This is a genomic window from Paenibacillus mellifer (assembly GCF_023195895.1).
GTDB lineage: Bacteria > Bacillota > Bacilli > Paenibacillales > Paenibacillaceae > Fontibacillus > Fontibacillus mellifer.
Genome location: NZ_JALPRK010000001.1, coordinates 54,457 through 74,128 on the forward strand (window position 1 = coordinate 54,457; position 19,672 = coordinate 74,128).

A 19,672-nucleotide genomic window follows, 5' to 3' on the forward strand; every position below is an offset into this window, starting at 1 on the left:
CATTCAGCCATTATTGAATTATGTGAGGTGAGGTTCGAATGAAATCGGTGGTTTCCGGCTCGAAGGTACATGAGCGGATCAAATCCAGGCGGGGGACGAATATCGATTATATCGGTTATGCCATGATCGCCCCGGGTTATCTGGTTTATTTCTTGTTTATTTTCATCCCACTTCTTGTCGGGGTTTATTACAGCTTCACGAACTATAATTTCTACAGCGTACCGCAGTTCGTCGGATTACAGAACTACATACGACTGCTCCACGATGAATTGTTCGGTACGGCAATGTACAACACGTTTATATATGCCTTGTTGACGATTTTGCCGCAGATGTTTTTAGGACTGGTGTTGGCCGCGCTCTTGAATGGTAAAGTGTTCGGCCGCGTGTTTTCCCGGGCCAGCATATATATTCCCAACGTAACTTCCATGGTCGCTGTATCGATGATCTGGCTGTGGATTTACGACCCGGCGTTGGGGATTTTGAACCGAATGATCAAAACGTTCGGCTTTGATCCGATGCAGTGGCTTTATAATCCGAACACGGCAATGCTGGCGGTAGTCGTCATGAGCATCTGGAAATCGATTGGATATACGATGATCGTTTATTTGGCCGGATTGCAATCGATCCCTTCTAGCCTATACGAAGCCGCCCATATGGATGGAGCTTCGAAGGTAAAGCAGTTTTTCTCCATTACGATTCCAATGTTGAAGCCGACCACCTTTTTCATTCTCGTGATGTCCTGCATCAACTCCTTTATGGTGTTCGAGCAAGTGAATATTATGACGGGAGGCGGGCCGCTCAACTCGACGACCACGGTCGTACATCAGATTTATTTGCGGGGGTTTCAGGACTTTCAGATGGGTTATGCCTCGGCAATGGCCGTCGTGTTGTTCATCATCACGCTGGCGATTACCTTGATTAATTTCCGGTATGGCAATCAGGGAGACGATTTGGATGTCGATTAAACAGATGACCGGGCAATTTTAGATTAGAGATGGAGGTGGAGAGCTTGAGTATCAAACGAAACAGCCGTTTTTTGTTGTCCGTCGTTCTATTGGCCGTGGCCGTAGTCATGCTTGTGCCTTTTGTGATCATGGTTTTAACCTCCTTCAAGACGATGGGAGAGATCCAATCGCCGACTTTTACTCTGTTTCCGAAGGAATGGCATTTTGACAATTACGCCGAAGCCTTATCCCGGGGAGACTGGGCGAGGTACTTTTTCAACTCTTTTGTCGTCACGGCCATTACCGTAATCATCAGTTTGGTGCTGAATTCCATGGCCGGTTACGCTTTTGCTCGGCTGCGGTTTCCAGGTCGGAACGTGTTGTTTTTTTCCGTCCTGATCGGGATCATGGTACCGGCCCAAACGACGATGATTCCCACTTTTCTGATGATGAAGCAGTTCCCCCTAGCAGGCGGAAACGATCTGTTCGGCCAAGGAGGGATTGGTTTTATAAACAGCTACACCGGCTTGATCCTGCCATTCATCGCCGGTTCCTTCGGCATCTTCTTGTGCCGCCAGTTCTTCCTTAACTTCCCGAGAGCGTTGGACGAAGCGGCGCAAATAGACGGAGCATCCAAGCTGCGGGTATTTTTCCAAATTTATTTGCCGCTGAGCAAACCGATTTTGGCCACGTTGGCCATATTCAAGACGACTTCAGCCTGGAACGATTATATGTGGCCGCTGATTATGACCAATACGCCGGAGATGAGGACGGTCCAACTGGGACTTACGATTTTTCGGGGAGAAACAAACGTGGAGTGGAATCTGTTAATGGCCGCCACTACTTTGGTCGTGTTACCGCTGATTCTGTTGTTCCTCGCAGCTCAGAAATATTTCGTGCAGGGGATTGTTACGACCGGCTTGAAAGCCTGAGGGGGATCATGATGAAAACAATACTCGTGTTAATGGACACCTTAAATCGTCGCAGCCTTCCCACTTACGGCGGCGGGGCAAGCACGCCTAACATAGAGCGAGCGGCGGAGAAATCCGTGGTATTTCAGCAGCATTGGTCCGGTTCGCTGCCCTGCATGCCGGCAAGGCGCGATTTGTTTACCGGAAGAACGGCCTTCCTGGAAAAGGGCTGGGGTGGCATCGAGCCCTTTGATCGGACATTGCCGGATACTTTGCGCGAAGCAGGGATTTTCAGCCACATCATCACGGACCATTACCACTACTTCGCGCGGGGCGGGGAAAACTACTGCCAGTCGTTTACGACCTGGGATTTCCATCGGGGGCAGGAGGGAGATCCATGGCATTCGATCGTAAGCGAACCGGAGAAACCGGAAGCGTATTTCGGGAGGGTCGAGGGGCAATATGAGTTGAACCGACAATTGTTCCGGCGGGAAGAGGATTTTTCCGGGCCGCGTACTATGGCTGCAGCTTGCGATTGGCTGGAGCTGAATAAAGATGAAGACAACTATTTCCTAGTGGTGGAGGCGTTTGATCCGCACGAGCCGTTTGATTTCCCGCCGCATTATCTGGATCGGTACGGGGATGATTATGACGGTCCCCGTTTTGACTGGCCAGCTTACGGCGATGCAAATGTGCCAGAGAATGCTTTACGCCATCTTCAGGTCCGTTACGCGGCCAATCTCAGTATGATCGATCACTGGTTCGGCAAACTGCTGGATACGATGGACCGCCATCAATTGTGGGAGGATACGTTGTTTATATTCACCACGGATCATGGCTTCCTGCTTGGCGAACACCACATGCTCGGCAAGAACCAAATGCATGTCTACAACGAGCTGGCCCATATTCCGCTCATGATCCGTCCGCCTGGCGGAGTGAGCGGTGGGAAACGGATTTCGGGGTTAACGCAAACGATTGACTTGATGCCGACGATTCTTGATTATATGGGCGTGGCGGTTCCGGAAACCGTGAAAGGCCATTCGCTTCGCGGTTTGCTGGAGGGAACGCAGGAGAAAGTGCGCGACGCGGCGATTTACGGATACCATGGCATGGCGGTAAACGTGACCGACGGTCAATTTACGTATATGCGTTCTCCGCAGAGCGCCGACAATCATCCGTGTTACATCTACACGGCCGTGCCGACGACATTCCGTGCTTTTCTCGGCCGGGACGGAGCGGAGAGCATCGAATGCGGACGTTTCCTGCCCTGCACGGTACATCCGGTATTCCGTTACCCGGTAAGTGTGCCGGGCCAGCATTACGATAATAACCGCAGGGTCATGGAAACGCAGTTGTTTGATATCAGGAGCGATTACGCCCAGCAGCACCCTTTAACTGATCCTGCGACGGAAGCACGGATGACGGGGCTGCTTAAGGAAGAAATGAAGCGGGCCGAAGCGCCGGAGGAACAATTCCAACGCCTGGGACTCGCGGAAAACTGAACAAAAGGACCTCTTTAATGATCGGGGTTATTGGCAGTCTCTTCCGCCCGGAAACTGATGGCTTCAACCATTTGGTTTCCGGGCTTTTTCGTTTGTTACCCCAGACGTGCCGGTGTGAAATCTCTCCTTGCCAGGCCCAGGATTCCCCCCTTACAATGGCGGTTAAAAATCGGCACTGGTCATCATACAGGGACGTCAGGGCCTCGAATGGAGGGAAAGCATTGTACAAATTGGAAAAGCGAGATTACGCCAAAGCCGTAAAACCGCTGCAAGAGGTCGGAATCAACCGGTTGTTTGCGGAGTCCGTAGTCCGCGGGGAGGCGGAAGGGGAGATTTACGCCGACGATTTGGCGCGGCCGGAGGTTTTTTATGTCGTCCATCCCTATGGGATGTCGTTATTGTACGGCAGCACGGAGAAAGAAAACTTCAATCGGGCTTTACGGGCTTATTTGCTGGATGAATACCGCGTGCGAACCGCCGACGAATGGCTGCAGGTTTACCCGGATGCGTGGAATGGGCAAATTCGCGGGATGCTGGGGGAGAAGCTGATTCACGTAGGGGAAGCGCAGCCGGCTGGTACCGTTCCGGCCGGACCTTGCGTTGAAATTCATGAGCGGGTTAACTTTGCATTTGACCGGGAACGGTATTTGGTTGCCACGGCAGCTGTGGTCCCGGAGGAGCATCGACTCGTCAAAACGAACGGAGCGTTGTTCGACCAAATCGAGGGCTCCGTGGTACCGAAGCATTTCTGGCGGAACGCGGCAGCGTTTGAGCAGGCTGGCTTGGGATATAGCTTGCTGCGCGGTGCAGCGCATGTGGCGACGGCGTTTTCGGCTTACCGGAACGAGCGGCAGCTGGAAATCGGCATCGAGACGGCGGAAGCTTCCCAGGGGAAGGGGTATGCCTATCTTGTTTCGCAGGCTTTGATCGACGAGTGCCTAAGACTCGGTTTGGAGCCGGTGTGGGCCTGCCGCAGAGGGAATGAGGGCTCCTATCGGCTTGCGCAAAAACTCGGCTTCGTGCCGACGCTTACCCTTCCTTACTACCGGCTGACGACGCGCGTTTGAGGTTGCTGCTTTTGCGCAGATCCAGGGGCGCCTGGCGATACCATTTTTTGAATTGATGATAAAAATGGCTCACGTTCTCGAACCCGCACTCCAGGGCGATTTCCACGACGCGCAGCTCCGTCGTGAGCAGCAGGTTGCGGGCTGCTTTCAGCTTCAACTGGTTGAGGTATTCCGTCGGCGTCTGCTGCAGGTATTGGCGGAAGGCGCGGTTCACGTGGCCGACGCTCCTTCCCGACAATTCATACAGGGCGGGCAGCCCGCGGTGGAGATTGTCCTTTAGCTGCATTTTACCGAGGGCGTGCTCCAGCCACAGCGGGATCTCTGTCTGCTTCACCGGGTCCAGGTTGAAAAAGTACCGGGTCAGAAGCTCGACCAACCCGCCTTTGAGGACGATGCGGGCCTTCGGCTTATCGATGGCGGACAACAGCTTGATGCGTTCGAACAAGGCGACGAATTCGCCGACTTCGGTTGTCGAGAGCATGGCCACCCGGGGCAAATGCGACTGCAGCAGTTGCCCGGCCATCTCCGTTTCTCCCAAATAAGCCAGCGCCTCGCCGATCAAGCTATGGCGGCAGGGGACATTGTAAAACCGGCAGTCCTCCTCCCCCTCCCTCTCGTATTTATGTACGTCCTCGGGCCGGATAAAGACCAGGCAGCCGGCACGAAGCGATTGGCTTACCCCATTGACGACATGGCGGCAGCGCCCCTCTTCGATCACGAAGAACTCATAAAAATCATGGGTATGCTCTGGCGATACTTGGGACAATGATTCCACCCGAAACGGGTTGACCGGCACTTCCGGGTCAATATAGTTTTCCTCGGTATATTTCAGCATGGATGACACCTTTCCGCAACATGTTGATGTTAAAATAGCACATGACTTGAGTGAACACAATACAAGAAACTCGCCGGCCTCTTTAGTACAATCAAACCATATCCAGGATAAAAAAGTACATGAGGAGGCAAAACGAATGCTGCTTGTCGATTTGGGCGGGGCTTGGCGGATGAAACGGCTGGACCAGGCCGAATGGCTCCCGGGAACCGTGCCGGGTTCGGTTTATTACGATTTGTTGAATGCCGGACAAATGCCGGATCCCTACTTCCGCGATCAGGAATACGAAGTGTTGGAGCTATCCAACTACGATTATGAATATGAACGGACCTTCCAGTTGGACGAGTCTGCGGTAGCCCATGACCGGGTGGTGCTGCTATGCGAAGGGCTCGACACGCTGGCCGAGGTTTACCTGAACGGGACACCTGTCCTAAACGCCGACAACATGCACCGCACGTACGAGGTCGACGTCAAACCCCTGCTGGTCATCGGGGAAAACCGTATTCACGTCATTTTGCGCTCGCCCGTGGAATACGTGCTGCGCAAGCAGGCGGAGCGGCCGCTGATCGGCTGCGCCGACGCCGTTCCGGGCATTTCCCATCTGCGCAAGGCACATTCGATGTTCGGCTGGGATTGGGGACCGCAGCTCCCCGACCTTGGGATCTGGAGAGATATGACCCTTCGCGGCTACGATCGCTCCCGGATCGAGGATGTGTACGTTACGCAAGCCCATGAGCCTGGCAAGGTCAGCTTGGACGTGCGCGTACGAACCAACGGCTGGGCGGAAGGGAGCCGGGGGATCGCCGTGCGCGTAACCGGCCCATCAGGCAACGTGATCGAAACCGGCGTTTCGGAACGAACCGAGCAGTCAACGGCGGGACCGGATGGCGTTCTCCAGGAGCGGCATATTCCGGTGGAGATCCCGAACCCGGAGCTGTGGTGGCCGAACGGGTTAGGCGAGCAGCCGCTATACGAAGTGGAGATCGTGTTGAACGAGCTGGGCCAGGAGCTGGACCGGCGCGAGCTGCGTATCGGCCTGCGCACCCTGACGGTGCTGCAGGGAGAAGACGAATGGGGCGAATCGTTCCATTTCGTCGTGAACGGGATTCCGTTCTTTTCCATGGGGGCCGATTACATTCCCGAGGACAACATCTTCCCGCGGCGCAGCAAAGCGCGCACGGAGCACCTAATCCGCAGCTGCGCCGAAGCCAACTTCAATACGATTCGCGTTTGGGGCGGGGGGCATTATCCGGAGGACTATTTTTACGATCTGTGCGATGAATACGGGATCGTCGTTTGGCAGGACCATATGTACGCGTGCGGCGTATATGAATTGACCGAGGAATTCAAGGAGAACATCACGCAGGAGACGATCGACAACATGAAGCGGCTGCGCCATCACGCTTCGCTGGGGCTTTGGTGCGGGAACAACGAGCAGGAGATGGCTTGGGACGAGTGGAACTGGGCGGAGCAAACCTCGCTGCAATTGCAGGCGGACTACATCAAGATGTACGAGGTGCTGCTGCCGGAGATCGCGAAGGAAATCGATCCGAACACGTTTTATTGGCGGGCTTCGCCGTCCTCGAAGGGGAGTTTCGACAAGCCCAACGACGAGAATTACGGGGACATGCATTACTGGGACGTCTGGCACGGCAAAAAGCCCTTCACCGCTTACCGCACGCTGTATCCGCGGTATATGTCGGAGTTCGGCCTGCAATCGTTCCCGTCGCTCAAGACGGTGGAGACGTTTACGCTGCCCGAGGACCGGAACATCTTCTCGTATGTGATGGAATCCCACCAGAAGAATGGAACGGGGAACGAAAAAATCCTCTACTACATCGGGGAGACGTATCGTTACCCGAAGGATTTCTCGTCTTTGCTGTATGCCTCCCAGTTGATTCAAGCCGAAGGCATGCGCTGCGGGGTCGAGCATTGGCGGCGTCACCGCGGCCGCTGCATGGGAGCGTTGTACTGGCAGCTGAACGATATCTGGCCGGTGGCCTCCTGGTCGAGCATCGATTACTATGGGCGCTGGAAGGCGCTGCAGTACGAGGCCAAACGTTTCTTCGCCCCGGTGTTGGCATCGGCCTGTGAGGAAGGCACGCGGGTTGCCTTGCACGTATCTAACGAAAGCAAGCGGACCGCAAAAGGCAAGCTGGTCTGGACGCTGCGGAATGCGCGCTCCGAAGTGCTTCGGCAAGGGGAACGGGCGGCCGAAATCGCTCCGTTTGCCACCGCGGAGCTGGAGCAGCTGGATTTTGCCGGCGAGGTGGACACCAAAGCGAAGCTGCGGGAGACCTACCTCGAATATGCTTGGGTCGAAGACGGCGAGATCGTAAGCGGCGGCACAGTCTTGTTTGTGAAACCGAAGCACTTCGGGTTCGTACACCCAGGCATCCAAGCCGTGATCACGGAGGCTGTAGATCGCTTCACGATAACGTTATCCTCAGAAGCGTATGCTCGGTTCGTAGAGCTGGATGTTGCGGAACTGGACGCGATTTTCAGCGATAACTATTTTGATTTGTCGGCCGGGGCACAGAAGACGGTTACCGTCCTTAAATCGGCAATGAGTCGCCCGGCGGAGCTAGCCGAGCTGCAAGAGCGACTCACCGTTCGCAGTGTTTACGATATTTAACCTCAAGAAGTGAAGTGGGGGTGGTCCGTAGGGAACACTCCTTTTGCGTTTGAGGAAAAACCAAAAGTTGACAATCAGACTTAACGGATTTATATTGAGTAAAAACTCAATGAGTGATAACTCAATATAATGGAAACGGAGAATCGCTTCATGCGCAGATTGGATGAATCATCAACCACGGACGGAAAGGAGAGGGGAATGGCCTTGGAAATGAAGGGCGACGGGGAGAAGGTTAAATCACAGCGTCAGCAACAAAAGGAACGGACCCGTCAGCGGTTAATCGATACGGCGTTGTCGCTGTATGCCCGGGAAGGACTGTTAGCCACCCGAACCGCGGATGTGGCCCGGGCGGCGGAGGTGTCGCACGGCACGTTATTTGCCCACTTCGTCACCCAGGAGGCGCTCATGAATGCGGTTATCGAGACGTTTAGCGCGCAAACGACCGCCCGGTTGCATGAGCTGGCTTCCCAGGGCAGCAGCCTGCGAGAGGTGCTGCGGGCTCATTTGGCGGGGCTGCGGGAAGGAGAGGCATTTTATGCTCGACTGGTCAGAGAATGTCGGATGCTGCCGGACGAATCACGGCATCTCTTGACTGCGATCCAGTCGGTTGTCTCTCATCACCTCTGCGCCGCTGCGGAACGGGAGATGCAGGCCGGTTTAATCCGGACGATGCCGCTTCATTTGCTGTTCAACACCTGGATCGGTTTGATCCATCATTATTTGGCGAACGATGATTTGTTCGCGCCGAGGGGCTCCGTGTTGGAGCGTTACGGGGAGGAATTGCTGGAGCATTATTTATTTTTGCTTGCGCCTCGGGGATAAGAGTACGTAACCAGACTAAAAAGGAGTGTTCAAGATGAAAAAATGTATTGCCTGCGGCATGCCAATGCAAGCGCCATCCGAGTTCGCCTTAAGCGACACGAGTAAGGACTATTGCGTACATTGTGCACGGCCGGACGGTACCATGCAGTCACTGGAAGAGAAGTTGAAGTCCATGACGGCTTTTATTGTACGTACCCAAGGGCTGGACATACAAGCGGCCGAATCTGCCGCCAGAAGCTTGATGGCGCGGCTTCCGGCTTGGCAGGAGCAACTACGGGAAGGGTAGGGATGGGAATGGGCGCGTTGAAACGGCAACTTCAACTTCAGGACCTCCCCAATATCAGTACAGTCATTGCGCGTAAATTGCGGCAAGCCGGACTGAACACGCCGGAGCAGCTTTATGCAATGGGCAGTAAAGAAGCCTTTGTAAGAATTAAGCTGCAAGACCCTACGGCATGCCTGAACATGCTTTATGCGTTGGAGGGATCCATTCGGGGGATACGTTGGCATCTTATGGACGCGAAGGTCAAAAGCGAACTCAAGGTTTTTTTTGCAAAGTTAAACCAGTAAGTTGCTCCAAAAAAGACATACTTATCATAAAAACCACATATTTACCCCTCAAGCCCCTAAAGTCTATCGTTAGAGAGGAATAAACGACAGGGGAGGGCAAGACGATGCAGCCATGGTTTGAAGACGCCAAGTTGGGGATCTTTATCCATTACGGGATTTACGCGGTTGACGGCGTTTCCGAATCCTGGTCCTTTCATAACGGCGTGATTTCGTATGAGGACTACATGAAACAATTGGACGGGTTTACGGCCTCCCGGTTCGATGCGGACCAGTGGGCCGAATTGATCGAGCGGTCCGGGGCCAAGTACGCGGTGTTGACGACGAAACATCATGATGGCGTAGCGCTGTTTGATACTCAATACAGCGACTTGAGCGTGGTGATGCGAACGCCGGCCCAACGCGACATCGTTAAAGAATATGCCGAAGCGGTCAAGAAACGGGGCATTCGACTTGGGATGTACTATTCGCTGATCGACTGGTCGCATCCGGATTACCCTAGCGTGTATCCAGGAGGTGTCGTGCCTGAGGATTTGAACCAGGTTAACCGTTTCTCGGAGCCGCTGGACGGCATCCAGGACGAGGAGAGATGGCAGAGCTTCCTGGAGTTCAACCGCAATCAGCTGAAGGAGATCTTAACGAGGTACGGCGTCGTTGATTTGCTCTGGTTCGACGGAGACTGGGAACGCAGCGCGGAGCAATGGGGATTACCGGAGTTTAAGACTTATCTGCAGTCCTTTAACCCGGATCTCATCCTCAATTCGCGTCTAGCCGGCCACGGGGATTACAAAACGCCGGAGCAAGGGCTTCCGATCACAAGACCGGAAGGGCCTTGGGAGTTCTGCACGACAATCAATACGTCATGGGGTTATCAACCGAAAGACCACAACTATAAATCGTTGAAACAAATCATTCGCATGTTCTGCGACTGTATCTCCATCGGCGGCAACATGCTGCTTAATATCGGTCCCCGCGAGGACGGGACGATCGATCCGAGACAAGCCGATATCCTGCTCGGATTGGGCGATTGGATTCGAACGCACGATGAGGCGGTGTATGGGACCGTCGAGGGGATCATGACCCGGTATTGGTTAGGAGGAAGCACGCTTAGTAAAGACCGGAAGACGTTGTATCTATTCGTGTACGATGATCCGAAGGAAAACGTCTGCTTAAAGGGGTTATGCAACCCAATTCGCAGAATTACCGTCCTCCATTCGGGCAAGGGGCTGAACTATGACATTCATGGCGGTGTGCCTTGGTTTAACATTCCAGGTACGACGTGGATTTATATGACGCCGGAGGATTGCCACGAGCACGTTACCGTTCTGAAGTAGGAGTTTGCCGAGCCAATTGAAATGTATGGCGGCTCCGGTGCTGTTGTTACCCATAACTAGAATAAGAGATTTAGCAAGACGCATTCTTATCCTATCGATGCGAAGCGGCCGAAAGGCCGCTTTTTTGCGTCTTGCAACAGTTTAACAATTAAACCGGTTTCGCGAACCATTCGTCTGCGATTTTACAAACTTCGTACGGGGACCCGAAACGGTTTTAACAAAACCGGTTTAATCTAGGTTCGTACTAGTACGAATTGTGGAGAGGAACGATTGACCGTGGCAACGATTGATGATGTGGCAAAGAAGGCGGGGGTATCCAAGAGCACCGTATCCAGTGTGTTCAGCAAAAAACGCCCGATCAGCAAGGAAGTAACGGCAGAGGTTCTCCGGGTGGCCAAAGAGCTGAATTACCGGCCAAACTACTGGGCCCGTAGTCTGGTGAACAAAACGACGCGCATCATCGGCCTGAATATGCGGGGCGAGCAGAAGGCGAAGCTGAACCAGTTTCAGTATTCGCTGCTCAACGGGGTGCTGCCCGTCTGTTATGAACATGGGTATCGCCTGTTAATCAACACCGTGTCATCTACCTACAAAAATCAGGTTGAACATATCGCCTCCGATCCGGTGGACGGCGAGATTATCCTTGATGCGGTGATCGGCGATCCCCGAATTGAGGATTGTTTACAGCGGGACCTTCCCATCGTTGTCATCGGTCGTCCGTCTGAGGAGGACGAGTCCCGTGTCTGCTATGTCGACAACGATAATGTCGGTATCGCTGCGAAGGCAACGCAGTACCTAATGTCGCTTGGACACCGTCGTATCCTGTTTCTGAATGCTCCAGCGAACCGCACCGTGGCCGTGGACCGCGGACAAGGCTACCTGAATGCGTTCGAGCAGGCCGGCCTAATACCTCCGAAGGATATGATCGTACACAAGCCGGACGGCATCACCTCGTCAATGACATTTGGCTGTGACACGGTGTTGACCCATCTGCGTGCGGATCCCGGCATCACAGCGGTTCTGGCCGACACCGACTCGATGGCGCTAGGCGTCTACCAGGCCGCGGAGCAGCTTGGCCTAAGCATACCGGGGCAGCTGTCCGTGTTGTCCTTTGCTTATGATAGCCCATTGGCGCAGGAATTTTCACCGCCCCTCACCGGGGTTCGGCTTCATGCCGACCAACTGGGGCAGGAGTCCATGCTGCTCTTGCTGGAGCAGCTCGAAACCGGCAAGCGTCTCGCCAAACGAACGCTGATCCCGGCAGAGATCGTGGTACGTGGTTCCTGCGCGCCAACCCAAGGATAGGATAGGAATCTAGAAGAGAAACCAAGGAGGAAATCATCCAGTGAAAAGGAAAGCGACTCATCTCATGGCGCTGCTGGCGATCGGTTCGATGCTGCTGTCGGCCTGCGGCGGAAATACACCTAATAACGGTACCTCGGCAAATGGCGGAACGCAAAATGGTGCTTCAACCGGAGCGCCATCGGAAACACCGGCAGGCGACATGAAACTGCGTATCCTGTCTGCCAACGTAGGCGGAAAAACGCCGGAGGAGAACGCCAAATTTGAGCAGGAAATCAAACGGTTAACCGGCATCGACGTGACGATTGAGCGCCCGGCCAGCGACTATGACCAAAAGGTACTGACGGCGCTGGGTTCCGGCGAGAAATACGATCTCATCGAAGGCAGTGATCTCGGCAAGCTGAACAGCTTCGTCGATCAAGGTGCGCTGACTAGTTTAACGGACTTCGTGCAAGGGTCGAGCCAATTGTCGGATCCCAGCGTCGTTCCATCCGCGGAGTGGGATCAGCTGAAAGGCCAAGACGGTAACATTTATGCCGTATTCTCCAAGTTCCAAGGCGGCACAATGCCGATCGTCCGTAAGGACTGGCTGGACAAGCTGAACCTGCAGGAGCCCAAAACGCTGGACGACTACTATAACGTGCTGAAGGCATTCAAGGAGCAGGACCCGGACGGCAACGGTAAAGCCGATACATACGGACTTAGCACCTCCGGGCTGTATGACATTCAGGGTTTCATGAGCGCAGCCGGCTTGAAATACCGTTATGTGCTGAAGGACGGAAAACGGACAATTCCGTATGCGTCGGAAGCAGCTATTCCGATGTACGAATGGTTTGCCAAGCTGACGAGGGAAGGCATCATGGACCCGAACTTCGTCACGAACGATACGGGCAAGATGCGCAACCTGTTCCTGACCGACCGTGTTGGTATGGTCACGTATTGGGATGCCTGGGTCGGGATGTTCAACAGCACGCGCCAGGAAGCCGACCCGAACACCACGTTTGAAGCCAAAGCTTTGGCCAGCGCGACAGGACCGGATGGCAACCTGCTGATGCGCCGCGGGGACCCGGATTACTGGATGATGCCGGTGAATGCCGAACACCCGGACGCGGCGAAGAAGTTCTTGGAGTTTTGGCACACCGAAGCGGGTATTACGTTGGGTAGCCTGGGGATCGAAGGCGATGATTACACGAAGGACGGCGACCAATACACACTGACTGCGACTGGTAAAGAGCATAACATGGACCACGGCGTACCGTTCTGGTACAACGAAACCGTGAAGCCGCCGTTCGGCAAGCTTCCTGGGGTGCAGGAGGCGCAGGATCTGGTCAAGCAGTACGCCACGTTGGAGTTGTCCCTGCCGGAGTGGGCAGACGCAGAGAAAATCGTGCAAAACTACGCCCTGAAGGCCATGTCCGGAGAAATGCCGGCGGGCGATGCGGTCAAGCAAATGCAGAAGGAACTGAAGGCAGCGAACCTCATCGACGAATAGGCCAAGAATAGGATGTGACGATTACCCATGAAAGCTCTTCGGAAGTATGCGGCTTTATATCTCATGATGATTCCTGTAGCCATCTATTTTCTCATCTATGGTTATTATCCGCTCGTTAAAGGGTTGCAGGTCAGCTTTCAGGATTATCGGCTCATGGGGAACGGTCCGTATGCCGGGCTTGCGAATTATTCGCAGGTCTGGCATGACCCGTTCTTCTGGAAGTCGCTGACGAACACCCTGGTGATCGGGGGAGGCATCCTGGCTCTCGGCTTTGTCGCTCCTCTAGTGCTAGCGTTGTCCTTAAACGAAGTGTTGCATACCCGTTTCAAAAAAACAGCCCAAATGGTGCTCTACATTCCTCATCTACTATCCTGGGTCATCGTCGGCGGGATCTGGATTTTCCTGCTGTCTCCCGATACCGGGCTGGTTAATCTGCTGCTGCAGCGCTGGACAGGCACGCCGCCGATCCACTTTCTGGCCGAGTCGTTTTGGGCTCGCCTTGTCATGATCCTCGTCGCGACATGGAAGGACATGGGCTACAACTGTATCTTGTTCATGGCCGGGATCGTGACGATTAATCCGTCTCTCTACGAAGCTGCGCGCATGGATGGGGCAACCCGCTGGCAACAGGTTCGTTACGTCACGCTGCCTCAACTGCTGGGCACGATGAAGGTTGTTTTGCTGTTGAATACGATGGGCGTGCTGCGGATCTTCGACCAGGTATTTGTGCTGCGCAATCCATCTACTGCACCGGATGTCGATGTGTTGATGGTGTATACATTTGAAAAAGGGATTATGAACATGCAGGTCGGCGTAGCCGCGGCCGCCAGCTTTATGGTGCTGCTGTTCACCCTGGCACTGACGTTGGTCGTGCGCAAAATAACCCGATTCGACGAGGTGGGATAACGATGGGGAGCGAACGTTTCGAACGATTAGGCTGGAAAAATAAGCTTTTTGACACCGTAAACCTACTTTTTCTGCTGATATTGATGCTCGTGATGGTAGTCCCGTTTCTTAATGTATTGGCCTTGTCGTTTTCGTCGGGTCTTGCCTCGATGCAGCCGAACGTTGTGCTGTTTCCGGCGCAGTTTAGTGCCGAGGGTTACAAGACGATCTGGGAGAGCCTGGACCTGTGGCGGCCGTTCCTGAACAGCACGATTGTTACCGTAGTGGGAACGGTCCTGCACGTGCTGTTATCCTCACTCGCGGGTTATGTACTGATTCATCCGCATGTACCGGGGAAGAAGGGGGTGATTACGTTTATTTTGCTCACGATGATGATCCCGCAGGAAGCGGTGCTGATTCCGCTGTACGTGGTGAACAAGGATTTTCATTTGATTAATACGCTGACGGTGCTGGTGTTGTCCGGGTTGGTGTCCGGGTTTTCGATCCTGCTGATGCGGAACTTCTTCATGGGGATCCCGTACGAGATCGCCGAAGCGGGCCGAATAGACGGGGCAGGGGACTTCTGGATTTTCGCCAGAATCTATTTGCGTCTGGCCGCGCCGGGACTTGCCACCGTGTCGCTGTTCGAATTTGTAGGGCGCTGGAACATGTTTACGGCGCCGCTTATTTTCATTAACGACAGCATGAAGTATACGCTGCAAGTCGCGCTCAAGTCGATCATCATCGATACGAGCAGCGTGTCGAGCAATTATCTGGTAACGACCAACGTAAAGATGGCCGGCATCGTGATTGCGATACTCCCGCTGATTGCGGTATATCCGTTCGTGCAGCGGTTTTTCATGAAAGGCATCATGTTGGGAGCTAGCAAGGAATAGAAGGGATGCTGCGAAGTTATGGCAAAGAATCGGTTGGAGCACCAAGTTCAAGTTCAGCTTGTTCATGAGCAAGAGCGGAGTTATCCGGAGGTCGCCTTTCCCGTTCCGGAAGGGGCGGAATCCATTGAAGTACATTATCGCTATGAAAAAAACGACCGTTCCGTGGTCGATCTCGGCTTACGTTCGCCGGACCGGATCATCGGTTGGAGTGGCGGGGCACGGGACGGTTTTCAGATAGGTTTGGAAAAAGCGACGCCCGGTTATTTGGCGGGACCCATTCTTCCCGGAGAATGGGCGGTGCTGTTAGGGGCTTATAAGGTCCCTGATGAAGGGATTCTGGTAGAACTAGAAATCAAGATCACTTTAAAGCATCGGCATTGGCTTAAAGGCGACCTGCACACTCATACCGTTCACAGCGACGGAAGCTATACAATCAGCGAGGCACTGGCTTCTTGCCGGGGAAAAGGGCTCGATTTCCTCGCGTTCACTGATCACAACACGGCTTCGCAAAACCGCTTTTCGGTGGCGCAGGACGAAACGCTGCTGATGATCCCCGGCGTGGAGATGACCAGCTATAAAGGCCATGCCAATCTGCTCGGGCATCCGGACGCGTTGACAGATTTCCGCGTGTTGACTCCAGAAGCAGCGGCCAAGGAGCTCCGGCAAGCACAAGAGAAAGGCGCGCTGGTCACGCTGAATCACCCATTTTGCCCGGACTGTCCATGGGAGCTTGGCTTCGACGTACCCTTCGATGCGATTGAGGTGTGGAACGGGCCGTGGCGGGAGCTGAACGAAACGGCGGTAGCCTGGTGGCAGCAGCGCCTTACCGAAGGCCGGCGCATCGTGGCTGTCGGCGGCAGTGATACGCACCGAGACGATCCGTTCGTCCGGCACGGAGGGCCAACGGCGCATGTATACGTCGAAGAGGAGACGGTTGCGGCCGTGCTCGATGCCGTAAGGCGCGGTGCGGTCGTGCTGTCGATGGGTCCGGACGATACCTTCATCACGTTGACAGCGGATGGGGCTGGCGTAGGAGATGAACTAGAGGTGGCGGTCGGACGTGATGATGTTGAGCTGTTGATCACGATTCGCAGTGCACAGGGGGATCGAGTTAGCTTGTGGTCGGACCACGGGCTGGAGCAGGAATGGACCGTGGAGCAGGGCAAGCAAGAGCTCGTTTGCCGAATGCCGGCGGATCGATTGTTCTACCGTGTAGAAGCGCGGCGATACTTGCCCGATTGGGAGCTTGACGTGATGACTTGCCTGACCAATCCGGTTTATATCGCGCAAGGGATCTTAGGCGTATCCGTATGAAGCCAGTCCTCACCAACTCCCGCGCGGTTTCCGCAGGACCGGCGCTAGCACGCCCAGCTAAAGTGCTGCTCTTGGTCAATTCGTTGAATGCGCTCGGGAATACCTTGTCCAACATTTTCATCAATGTGTATTGGTACAAGTTGACGAACGATATGTCACAGACGTTGCTGTTCAACCTGGCTTCTTACATGGTTTGGCTGCCGTCGTTCATACTGGCTGGTTGGCTCAGCAAGCGCGTGGACCGCACGAAACCGCTGTGGATTGGCAGCGTGGTGCAAATGCTGTTTTACGTCGCCGTGCTTCTGCTCGGGAGCGAATCGCCGCAGTTTCTGTTACCGCTCGGATTGATGTACGGGATCGGCCAGGGCTTCTACTGGATGTCGATGAACGTCTTATCCATCGACGTGACCGAGGCCGGCAACCGCAATTGGTTCAACGGCATCAACGGCGCGGCTGGCGCGCTGACGGGGATGGCCGGGCCACTGATCGCCGGCGCGCTGGTCGAATCGCTGCCGGCGCTGGCCGGTTACGCCACCGTGTTCCTTGCCAGCTTGCTATGCTTTGCGTTATCGCTGGGGGCGGCGCTGTTGCTGCCGAAGCAGGCCGCCGCCGGCGTCTTTGAATGGCGCAGCCTGCTGGGGGTGCTGCGCCATCGGGAGTGGCGCTACCTCAGTTGTGCCTTTGTTGGCGTAGCCTTCCGCGACGGCGTGCTGGCGATCGCGATCTGGCTTTGGGTGTTCCTCGCGACTGGCAGCGAGAACGCCACCGGCCGGTTTGCTTTCGCCACGACGCTGCTCTCCGTCGCCAGCTTCTACCTGATCGGCCGGTTCGGACGCGATCGTTACCGTTGGCGTTACCTTGTCCTCGGCGCTTTGCTGATGGGGGTGTCCCTGCTCGGAATCACCTTGCATCTGGCGGCTTGGACGCTTGTATTGTATGGCGTGATCAGCTCGGTCGCCCGGCCCTTCTTCGACACGCCGTTTAATACGCTAACCTTTAATGCGGTCAACCGTTGGGACCAGGGGGGGCGGCTCCGCATCGAGTTGATGGTGTGGCGGGAAGCGGCCCTTAGTGTTGGGCGTATCACCGGGGTAGCACTGCTGTACGGGATCTACCGATGGGGGGCGGACGGGCTCGAAGCAAGTTTATCGCTCTTCCTTGTCGCGGTTATTGCAATCGGGCTGCTGCCGCTCCTTTTTATCCAGCGGGCGATGGAGGTGCAGGAGGATGAGGAGAGCTAAAGTGTTGTTGGGGGGCAGGTTCAGGCCTGTCGTTCGCCCGCTTTGCAGGATGATCCCGTTTGATCAGCTTGGAGTAAGAGGAAAGCTAGTTTGGCGCCGGATGAACAGATCTGGACGTTGTTGGAACATTAATAAGCTATTTTTGGTCTCCCTGACCAAAGGGGATAATCATGAAAAGAGGGACCAAGAGGCGATTGATCGAATCGCCCTCCCTCTTCGTCCCTAAAACTACCCGCCCACCTTTTGCGCGGCAATCTTCGCCATTGCGTGTTGGTGAGGGACGCCGGAGGAGTTGCAGTCGAATACAACCTCGGCGCTGTCCCGGATCAGCCAGTCGCGGTATAACGCGAGTAACTCGCCGGAATGCCACGGGTAGGCAAAGGGCTCGTTCTCCGGCGGCGGGGCGATGAAAGGTTTCTGCACGAACACGTTAAACACGTGTAAGCCGCCATCTCGGGTATAACGTTGGTAACCCGCGAAGACGTCCGCCCGCTCCTCCGCCGGGAGATAATGCAATACGCCGCTCGAATGTAAAATATCGAATTCTGTATTAGCAGGGTGATATCAGGCATTGTTTGGGCATTTTCCCATTTGGAGATGGCTTGAAAGGACAAGCCAAGTTTCTGAGCCAGCTCGTCCTGAGTTAGTCCTTTTTCCTTACGGTACCGGATGATCGTGCGGGCCAATTGTTCTTTCATTTGCATCACGCTCCTTGATATCCCTATTGTAGGGGGCAACCACGAAACCGTTCAATAACCCGTTCTTAGAAAAAAACGCCCGGCTCAACCATCGGTTGAGTCGGGCGCCTGATCGCTTACTTATCTTACTCCGCTACGGCTGTGCCGGTTTTAGTCAGCTTGTAGCTGACGATCTCCCCGCTCCAGAAGTGGAACTTCAGCGTCACCTCGCCGTCCTTCACCTCTTTGAAGAATTCTGGCAGCAGCTTGATTTGTCCGGACACCAGGTCCGCATAAACGTATAAGGCGGTGAGTGAATTGCCGTTCAAGTTTAGCTTGATCTTGATATCCTCGATCTCCGCACCTTTCCGGACATACACGAGATCGGGTTTCGGCGGTCGCGACCCGTTTCTTCCAACTCGCCTTCATCAACTGATACAACTCTTCGTCTGACCACTTGTAAGACACTCGGCCGAAATGCTGGCCATTATCCCACAGCATAACTAATGTGTTGTAAACGTTATCAAACTAGGAGTAATTTCATGGCTAAATTGGATAAACTCTCATTTCCTGCGCCAGGCCATGAAATACAGGGGGCGCTTCCCGATGACCGAAGGGGTGTGCAACCATTTGACGATTCGAGTGGACAACCATTGACAGAGCAAGGCTTGAATGATGATTTTCCAATCGATAACGATCGCGGTGAGGAGAAATATGCCACCGTTCATCCAAAATAACGCAGATCCGGGGTTGATCCGCTTCCGCTTGGCAATGGCGAGCGCAACGAAGCCGATTCCGCCGTTCGTCACCCGTTCTCGAAACAGGATGGAGATGCCGATACCTAGAAAGAGAGAACCGATGAGCAGGTTAACCCATACGTTGGCAAAGGGGCTATGGAAGTACACTTCAAAATAGTTGACCGATACCGAGGTCACCGTGATGACCATGATTGTTCCTATTGCGCTGATCCGCCCCAAGTAATGGACGGCGAAGAGAAGAAAGGAGATATTGGTCAGCCATAAGCCAAGGCTCATCGGCATCCCGAACCAGTAGTTGAGTAGCACGGCGATTCCCGCGCCACCGCCGGATGGGATCGAATGGGGAAACAGGAATACCCCCATGGCGAAACCTTGAATTAAGGAGCCTGCGAAGATATGGGCGCTCTTTTGGTATAAACGGCGTAGAAAATAAGCCCGGGCCGGGGCGCGTTTCGTCGACACGAAAATCATCCTTCAGGAAGATAGAATGGCA

Annotated in this window: 19 protein-coding genes and 1 pseudogene; 15 read left to right on the forward strand and 5 right to left on the reverse strand. The window is 54.5% G+C overall.

Annotated features, from left to right (window positions below; translation table 11 throughout):
• Positions 1 to 38: 38 nt before the first annotated feature.
• The 4 genes from M0651_RS00245 (at position 39) to M0651_RS00260 (ending at position 4,424) form a co-directional block, all read left to right on the forward strand.
• Complete coding sequence (locus M0651_RS00245; protein ID WP_248549861.1) at positions 39 to 965, forward strand: carbohydrate ABC transporter permease; 927 nt, start codon at positions 39 to 41, stop codon at positions 963 to 965.
• A gap of 44 nt (positions 966 to 1,009) precedes the next feature.
• A complete protein-coding gene (locus M0651_RS00250; RefSeq protein WP_248549862.1) occupies positions 1,010 to 1,876 on the forward strand; it encodes a carbohydrate ABC transporter permease in 867 nt (288 codons plus the stop codon).
• An 11-nt stretch (positions 1,877 to 1,887) separates the two neighbouring features.
• Positions 1,888 to 3,357 (forward strand): sulfatase family protein, encoded by a 1,470-nt coding sequence (locus M0651_RS00255; RefSeq protein ID WP_248549863.1) that lies wholly within the window; start codon positions 1,888 to 1,890, stop codon positions 3,355 to 3,357.
• 221 nt (positions 3,358 to 3,578) lie between these two features.
• Entirely contained in the window at positions 3,579 to 4,424 is an 846-nt protein-coding gene (locus M0651_RS00260) for a GNAT family N-acetyltransferase (protein WP_248549864.1), read from the forward strand.
• On the opposite strand, the gene M0651_RS00265 is transcribed toward M0651_RS00260, so the two are convergent.
• Positions 4,387 to 5,259: a helix-turn-helix domain-containing protein gene (locus M0651_RS00265; RefSeq protein ID WP_248549865.1), complete on the reverse strand. Its 873-nt coding sequence runs from the start codon at positions 5,257 to 5,259 to the stop codon at positions 4,387 to 4,389. The two genes, M0651_RS00260 and M0651_RS00265, sit on opposite strands and share 38 nt — an antisense overlap.
• A gap of 136 nt (positions 5,260 to 5,395) precedes the next feature.
• Between M0651_RS00265 and M0651_RS00270 the strand changes: the two genes are divergently transcribed.
• The 11 genes from M0651_RS00270 (at position 5,396) to M0651_RS00320 (ending at position 17,744) form a co-directional block, all read left to right on the forward strand.
• A complete protein-coding gene (locus M0651_RS00270; protein ID WP_248549866.1) occupies positions 5,396 to 7,891 on the forward strand; it encodes a beta-mannosidase in 2,496 nt (831 codons plus the stop codon).
• Positions 7,892 to 8,041: 150 nt separating this feature from the next.
• Positions 8,042 to 8,713, forward strand: coding sequence for a TetR/AcrR family transcriptional regulator (locus M0651_RS00275; RefSeq protein WP_248549867.1), 672 nt, complete (start codon positions 8,042 to 8,044; stop codon positions 8,711 to 8,713).
• 34 nt (positions 8,714 to 8,747) lie between these two features.
• Complete coding sequence (locus M0651_RS00280; RefSeq protein WP_248549868.1) at positions 8,748 to 8,999, forward strand: zinc ribbon domain-containing protein; 252 nt, start codon at positions 8,748 to 8,750, stop codon at positions 8,997 to 8,999.
• A 2-nt stretch (positions 9,000 to 9,001) separates the two neighbouring features.
• Positions 9,002 to 9,283 carry a TfoX/Sxy family protein gene (locus M0651_RS00285; RefSeq protein WP_248549869.1) on the forward strand — a complete coding sequence of 94 codons (282 nt, stop codon included), beginning with the start codon at positions 9,002 to 9,004 and terminating at the stop codon, positions 9,281 to 9,283.
• Positions 9,284 to 9,387: 104 nt separating this feature from the next.
• Positions 9,388 to 10,614, forward strand: a complete 1,227-nt coding sequence (locus M0651_RS00290; protein WP_248549870.1) for an alpha-L-fucosidase — start codon at positions 9,388 to 9,390, stop codon at positions 10,612 to 10,614.
• A 276-nt stretch (positions 10,615 to 10,890) separates the two neighbouring features.
• On the forward strand, positions 10,891 to 11,919 hold the full coding sequence (locus M0651_RS00295; protein ID WP_248549871.1) for a LacI family DNA-binding transcriptional regulator: 1,029 nt from the start codon (positions 10,891 to 10,893) through the stop codon (positions 11,917 to 11,919).
• A 40-nt stretch (positions 11,920 to 11,959) separates the two neighbouring features.
• Positions 11,960 to 13,408: an extracellular solute-binding protein gene (locus M0651_RS00300; RefSeq protein WP_248549872.1), complete on the forward strand. Its 1,449-nt coding sequence runs from the start codon at positions 11,960 to 11,962 to the stop codon at positions 13,406 to 13,408.
• 27 nt (positions 13,409 to 13,435) lie between these two features.
• On the forward strand, positions 13,436 to 14,314 hold the full coding sequence (locus M0651_RS00305; protein WP_248549873.1) for an ABC transporter permease subunit: 879 nt from the start codon (positions 13,436 to 13,438) through the stop codon (positions 14,312 to 14,314).
• Positions 14,315 to 14,316: 2 nt separating this feature from the next.
• Positions 14,317 to 15,189, forward strand: a complete 873-nt coding sequence (locus M0651_RS00310) for a carbohydrate ABC transporter permease (RefSeq protein WP_248549874.1) — start codon at positions 14,317 to 14,319, stop codon at positions 15,187 to 15,189.
• Between the two features lie 18 nt (positions 15,190 to 15,207).
• Positions 15,208 to 16,503 carry a CehA/McbA family metallohydrolase gene (locus M0651_RS00315; protein ID WP_248549875.1) on the forward strand — a complete coding sequence of 432 codons (1,296 nt, stop codon included), beginning with the start codon at positions 15,208 to 15,210 and terminating at the stop codon, positions 16,501 to 16,503.
• Complete coding sequence (locus M0651_RS00320) at positions 16,500 to 17,744, forward strand: MFS transporter (protein WP_248549876.1); 1,245 nt, start codon at positions 16,500 to 16,502, stop codon at positions 17,742 to 17,744. Before M0651_RS00315 ends, M0651_RS00320 begins: the two co-directional genes overlap by 4 nt.
• Before the next feature lie 228 nt (positions 17,745 to 17,972).
• Here the strand turns inward: M0651_RS00320 and M0651_RS24225 are convergent, their stop codons facing one another.
• The 4 genes and pseudogenes from M0651_RS24225 to M0651_RS00335 all read right to left on the reverse strand — a co-directional run bounded on the left by M0651_RS24225 (position 17,973) and on the right by M0651_RS00335 (position 19,641).
• Positions 17,973 to 18,260, reverse strand: a complete 288-nt coding sequence (locus M0651_RS24225) for a transcriptional regulator (RefSeq protein ID WP_372490854.1) — start codon at positions 18,258 to 18,260, stop codon at positions 17,973 to 17,975.
• An 89-nt stretch (positions 18,261 to 18,349) separates the two neighbouring features.
• Positions 18,350 to 18,448 (reverse strand): annotated as a pseudogene (locus M0651_RS24230) (helix-turn-helix domain-containing protein); the annotation flags it as partial.
• 119 nt (positions 18,449 to 18,567) lie between these two features.
• Entirely contained in the window at positions 18,568 to 18,801 is a 234-nt protein-coding gene (locus tag M0651_RS00330) for a hypothetical protein (protein WP_248549877.1), read from the reverse strand.
• A gap of 183 nt (positions 18,802 to 18,984) precedes the next feature.
• Positions 18,985 to 19,641 (reverse strand): YitT family protein, encoded by a 657-nt coding sequence (locus M0651_RS00335; protein WP_248549878.1) that lies wholly within the window; start codon positions 19,639 to 19,641, stop codon positions 18,985 to 18,987.
• Positions 19,642 to 19,672 lie beyond the last annotated feature (31 nt).

Bases quoted from the DNA above. Each gene is read 5' to 3' on its own strand.
- M0651_RS00305 (WP_248549873.1), top strand. From the start codon at position 13,436: ATGAAAGCTCTTCGGAAGTATGCGGCTTTATATCTCATGATGATTCCT.
- M0651_RS00315 (WP_248549875.1), top strand. From the start codon at position 15,208: ATGGCAAAGAATCGGTTGGAGCACCAAGTTCAAGTTCAGCTTGTTCAT.
- M0651_RS00285 (WP_248549869.1), top strand. From the start codon at position 9,002: ATGGGAATGGGCGCGTTGAAACGGCAACTTCAACTTCAGGACCTCCCC.
- M0651_RS00245 (WP_248549861.1), top strand. From the start codon at position 39: ATGAAATCGGTGGTTTCCGGCTCGAAGGTACATGAGCGGATCAAATCC.
- M0651_RS00290 (WP_248549870.1), top strand. From the start codon at position 9,388: ATGCAGCCATGGTTTGAAGACGCCAAGTTGGGGATCTTTATCCATTAC.
- M0651_RS00265 (WP_248549865.1), bottom strand. From the start codon at position 5,259: ATGCTGAAATATACCGAGGAAAACTATATTGACCCGGAAGTGCCGGTC.
- M0651_RS00310 (WP_248549874.1), top strand. From the start codon at position 14,317: ATGGGGAGCGAACGTTTCGAACGATTAGGCTGGAAAAATAAGCTTTTT.
- M0651_RS00280 (WP_248549868.1), top strand. From the start codon at position 8,748: ATGAAAAAATGTATTGCCTGCGGCATGCCAATGCAAGCGCCATCCGAG.
- M0651_RS00275 (WP_248549867.1), top strand. From the start codon at position 8,042: ATGCGCAGATTGGATGAATCATCAACCACGGACGGAAAGGAGAGGGGA.
- M0651_RS00320 (WP_248549876.1), top strand. From the start codon at position 16,500: ATGAAGCCAGTCCTCACCAACTCCCGCGCGGTTTCCGCAGGACCGGCG.
- M0651_RS00270 (WP_248549866.1), top strand. From the start codon at position 5,396: ATGCTGCTTGTCGATTTGGGCGGGGCTTGGCGGATGAAACGGCTGGAC.
- M0651_RS00255 (WP_248549863.1), top strand. From the start codon at position 1,888: ATGAAAACAATACTCGTGTTAATGGACACCTTAAATCGTCGCAGCCTT.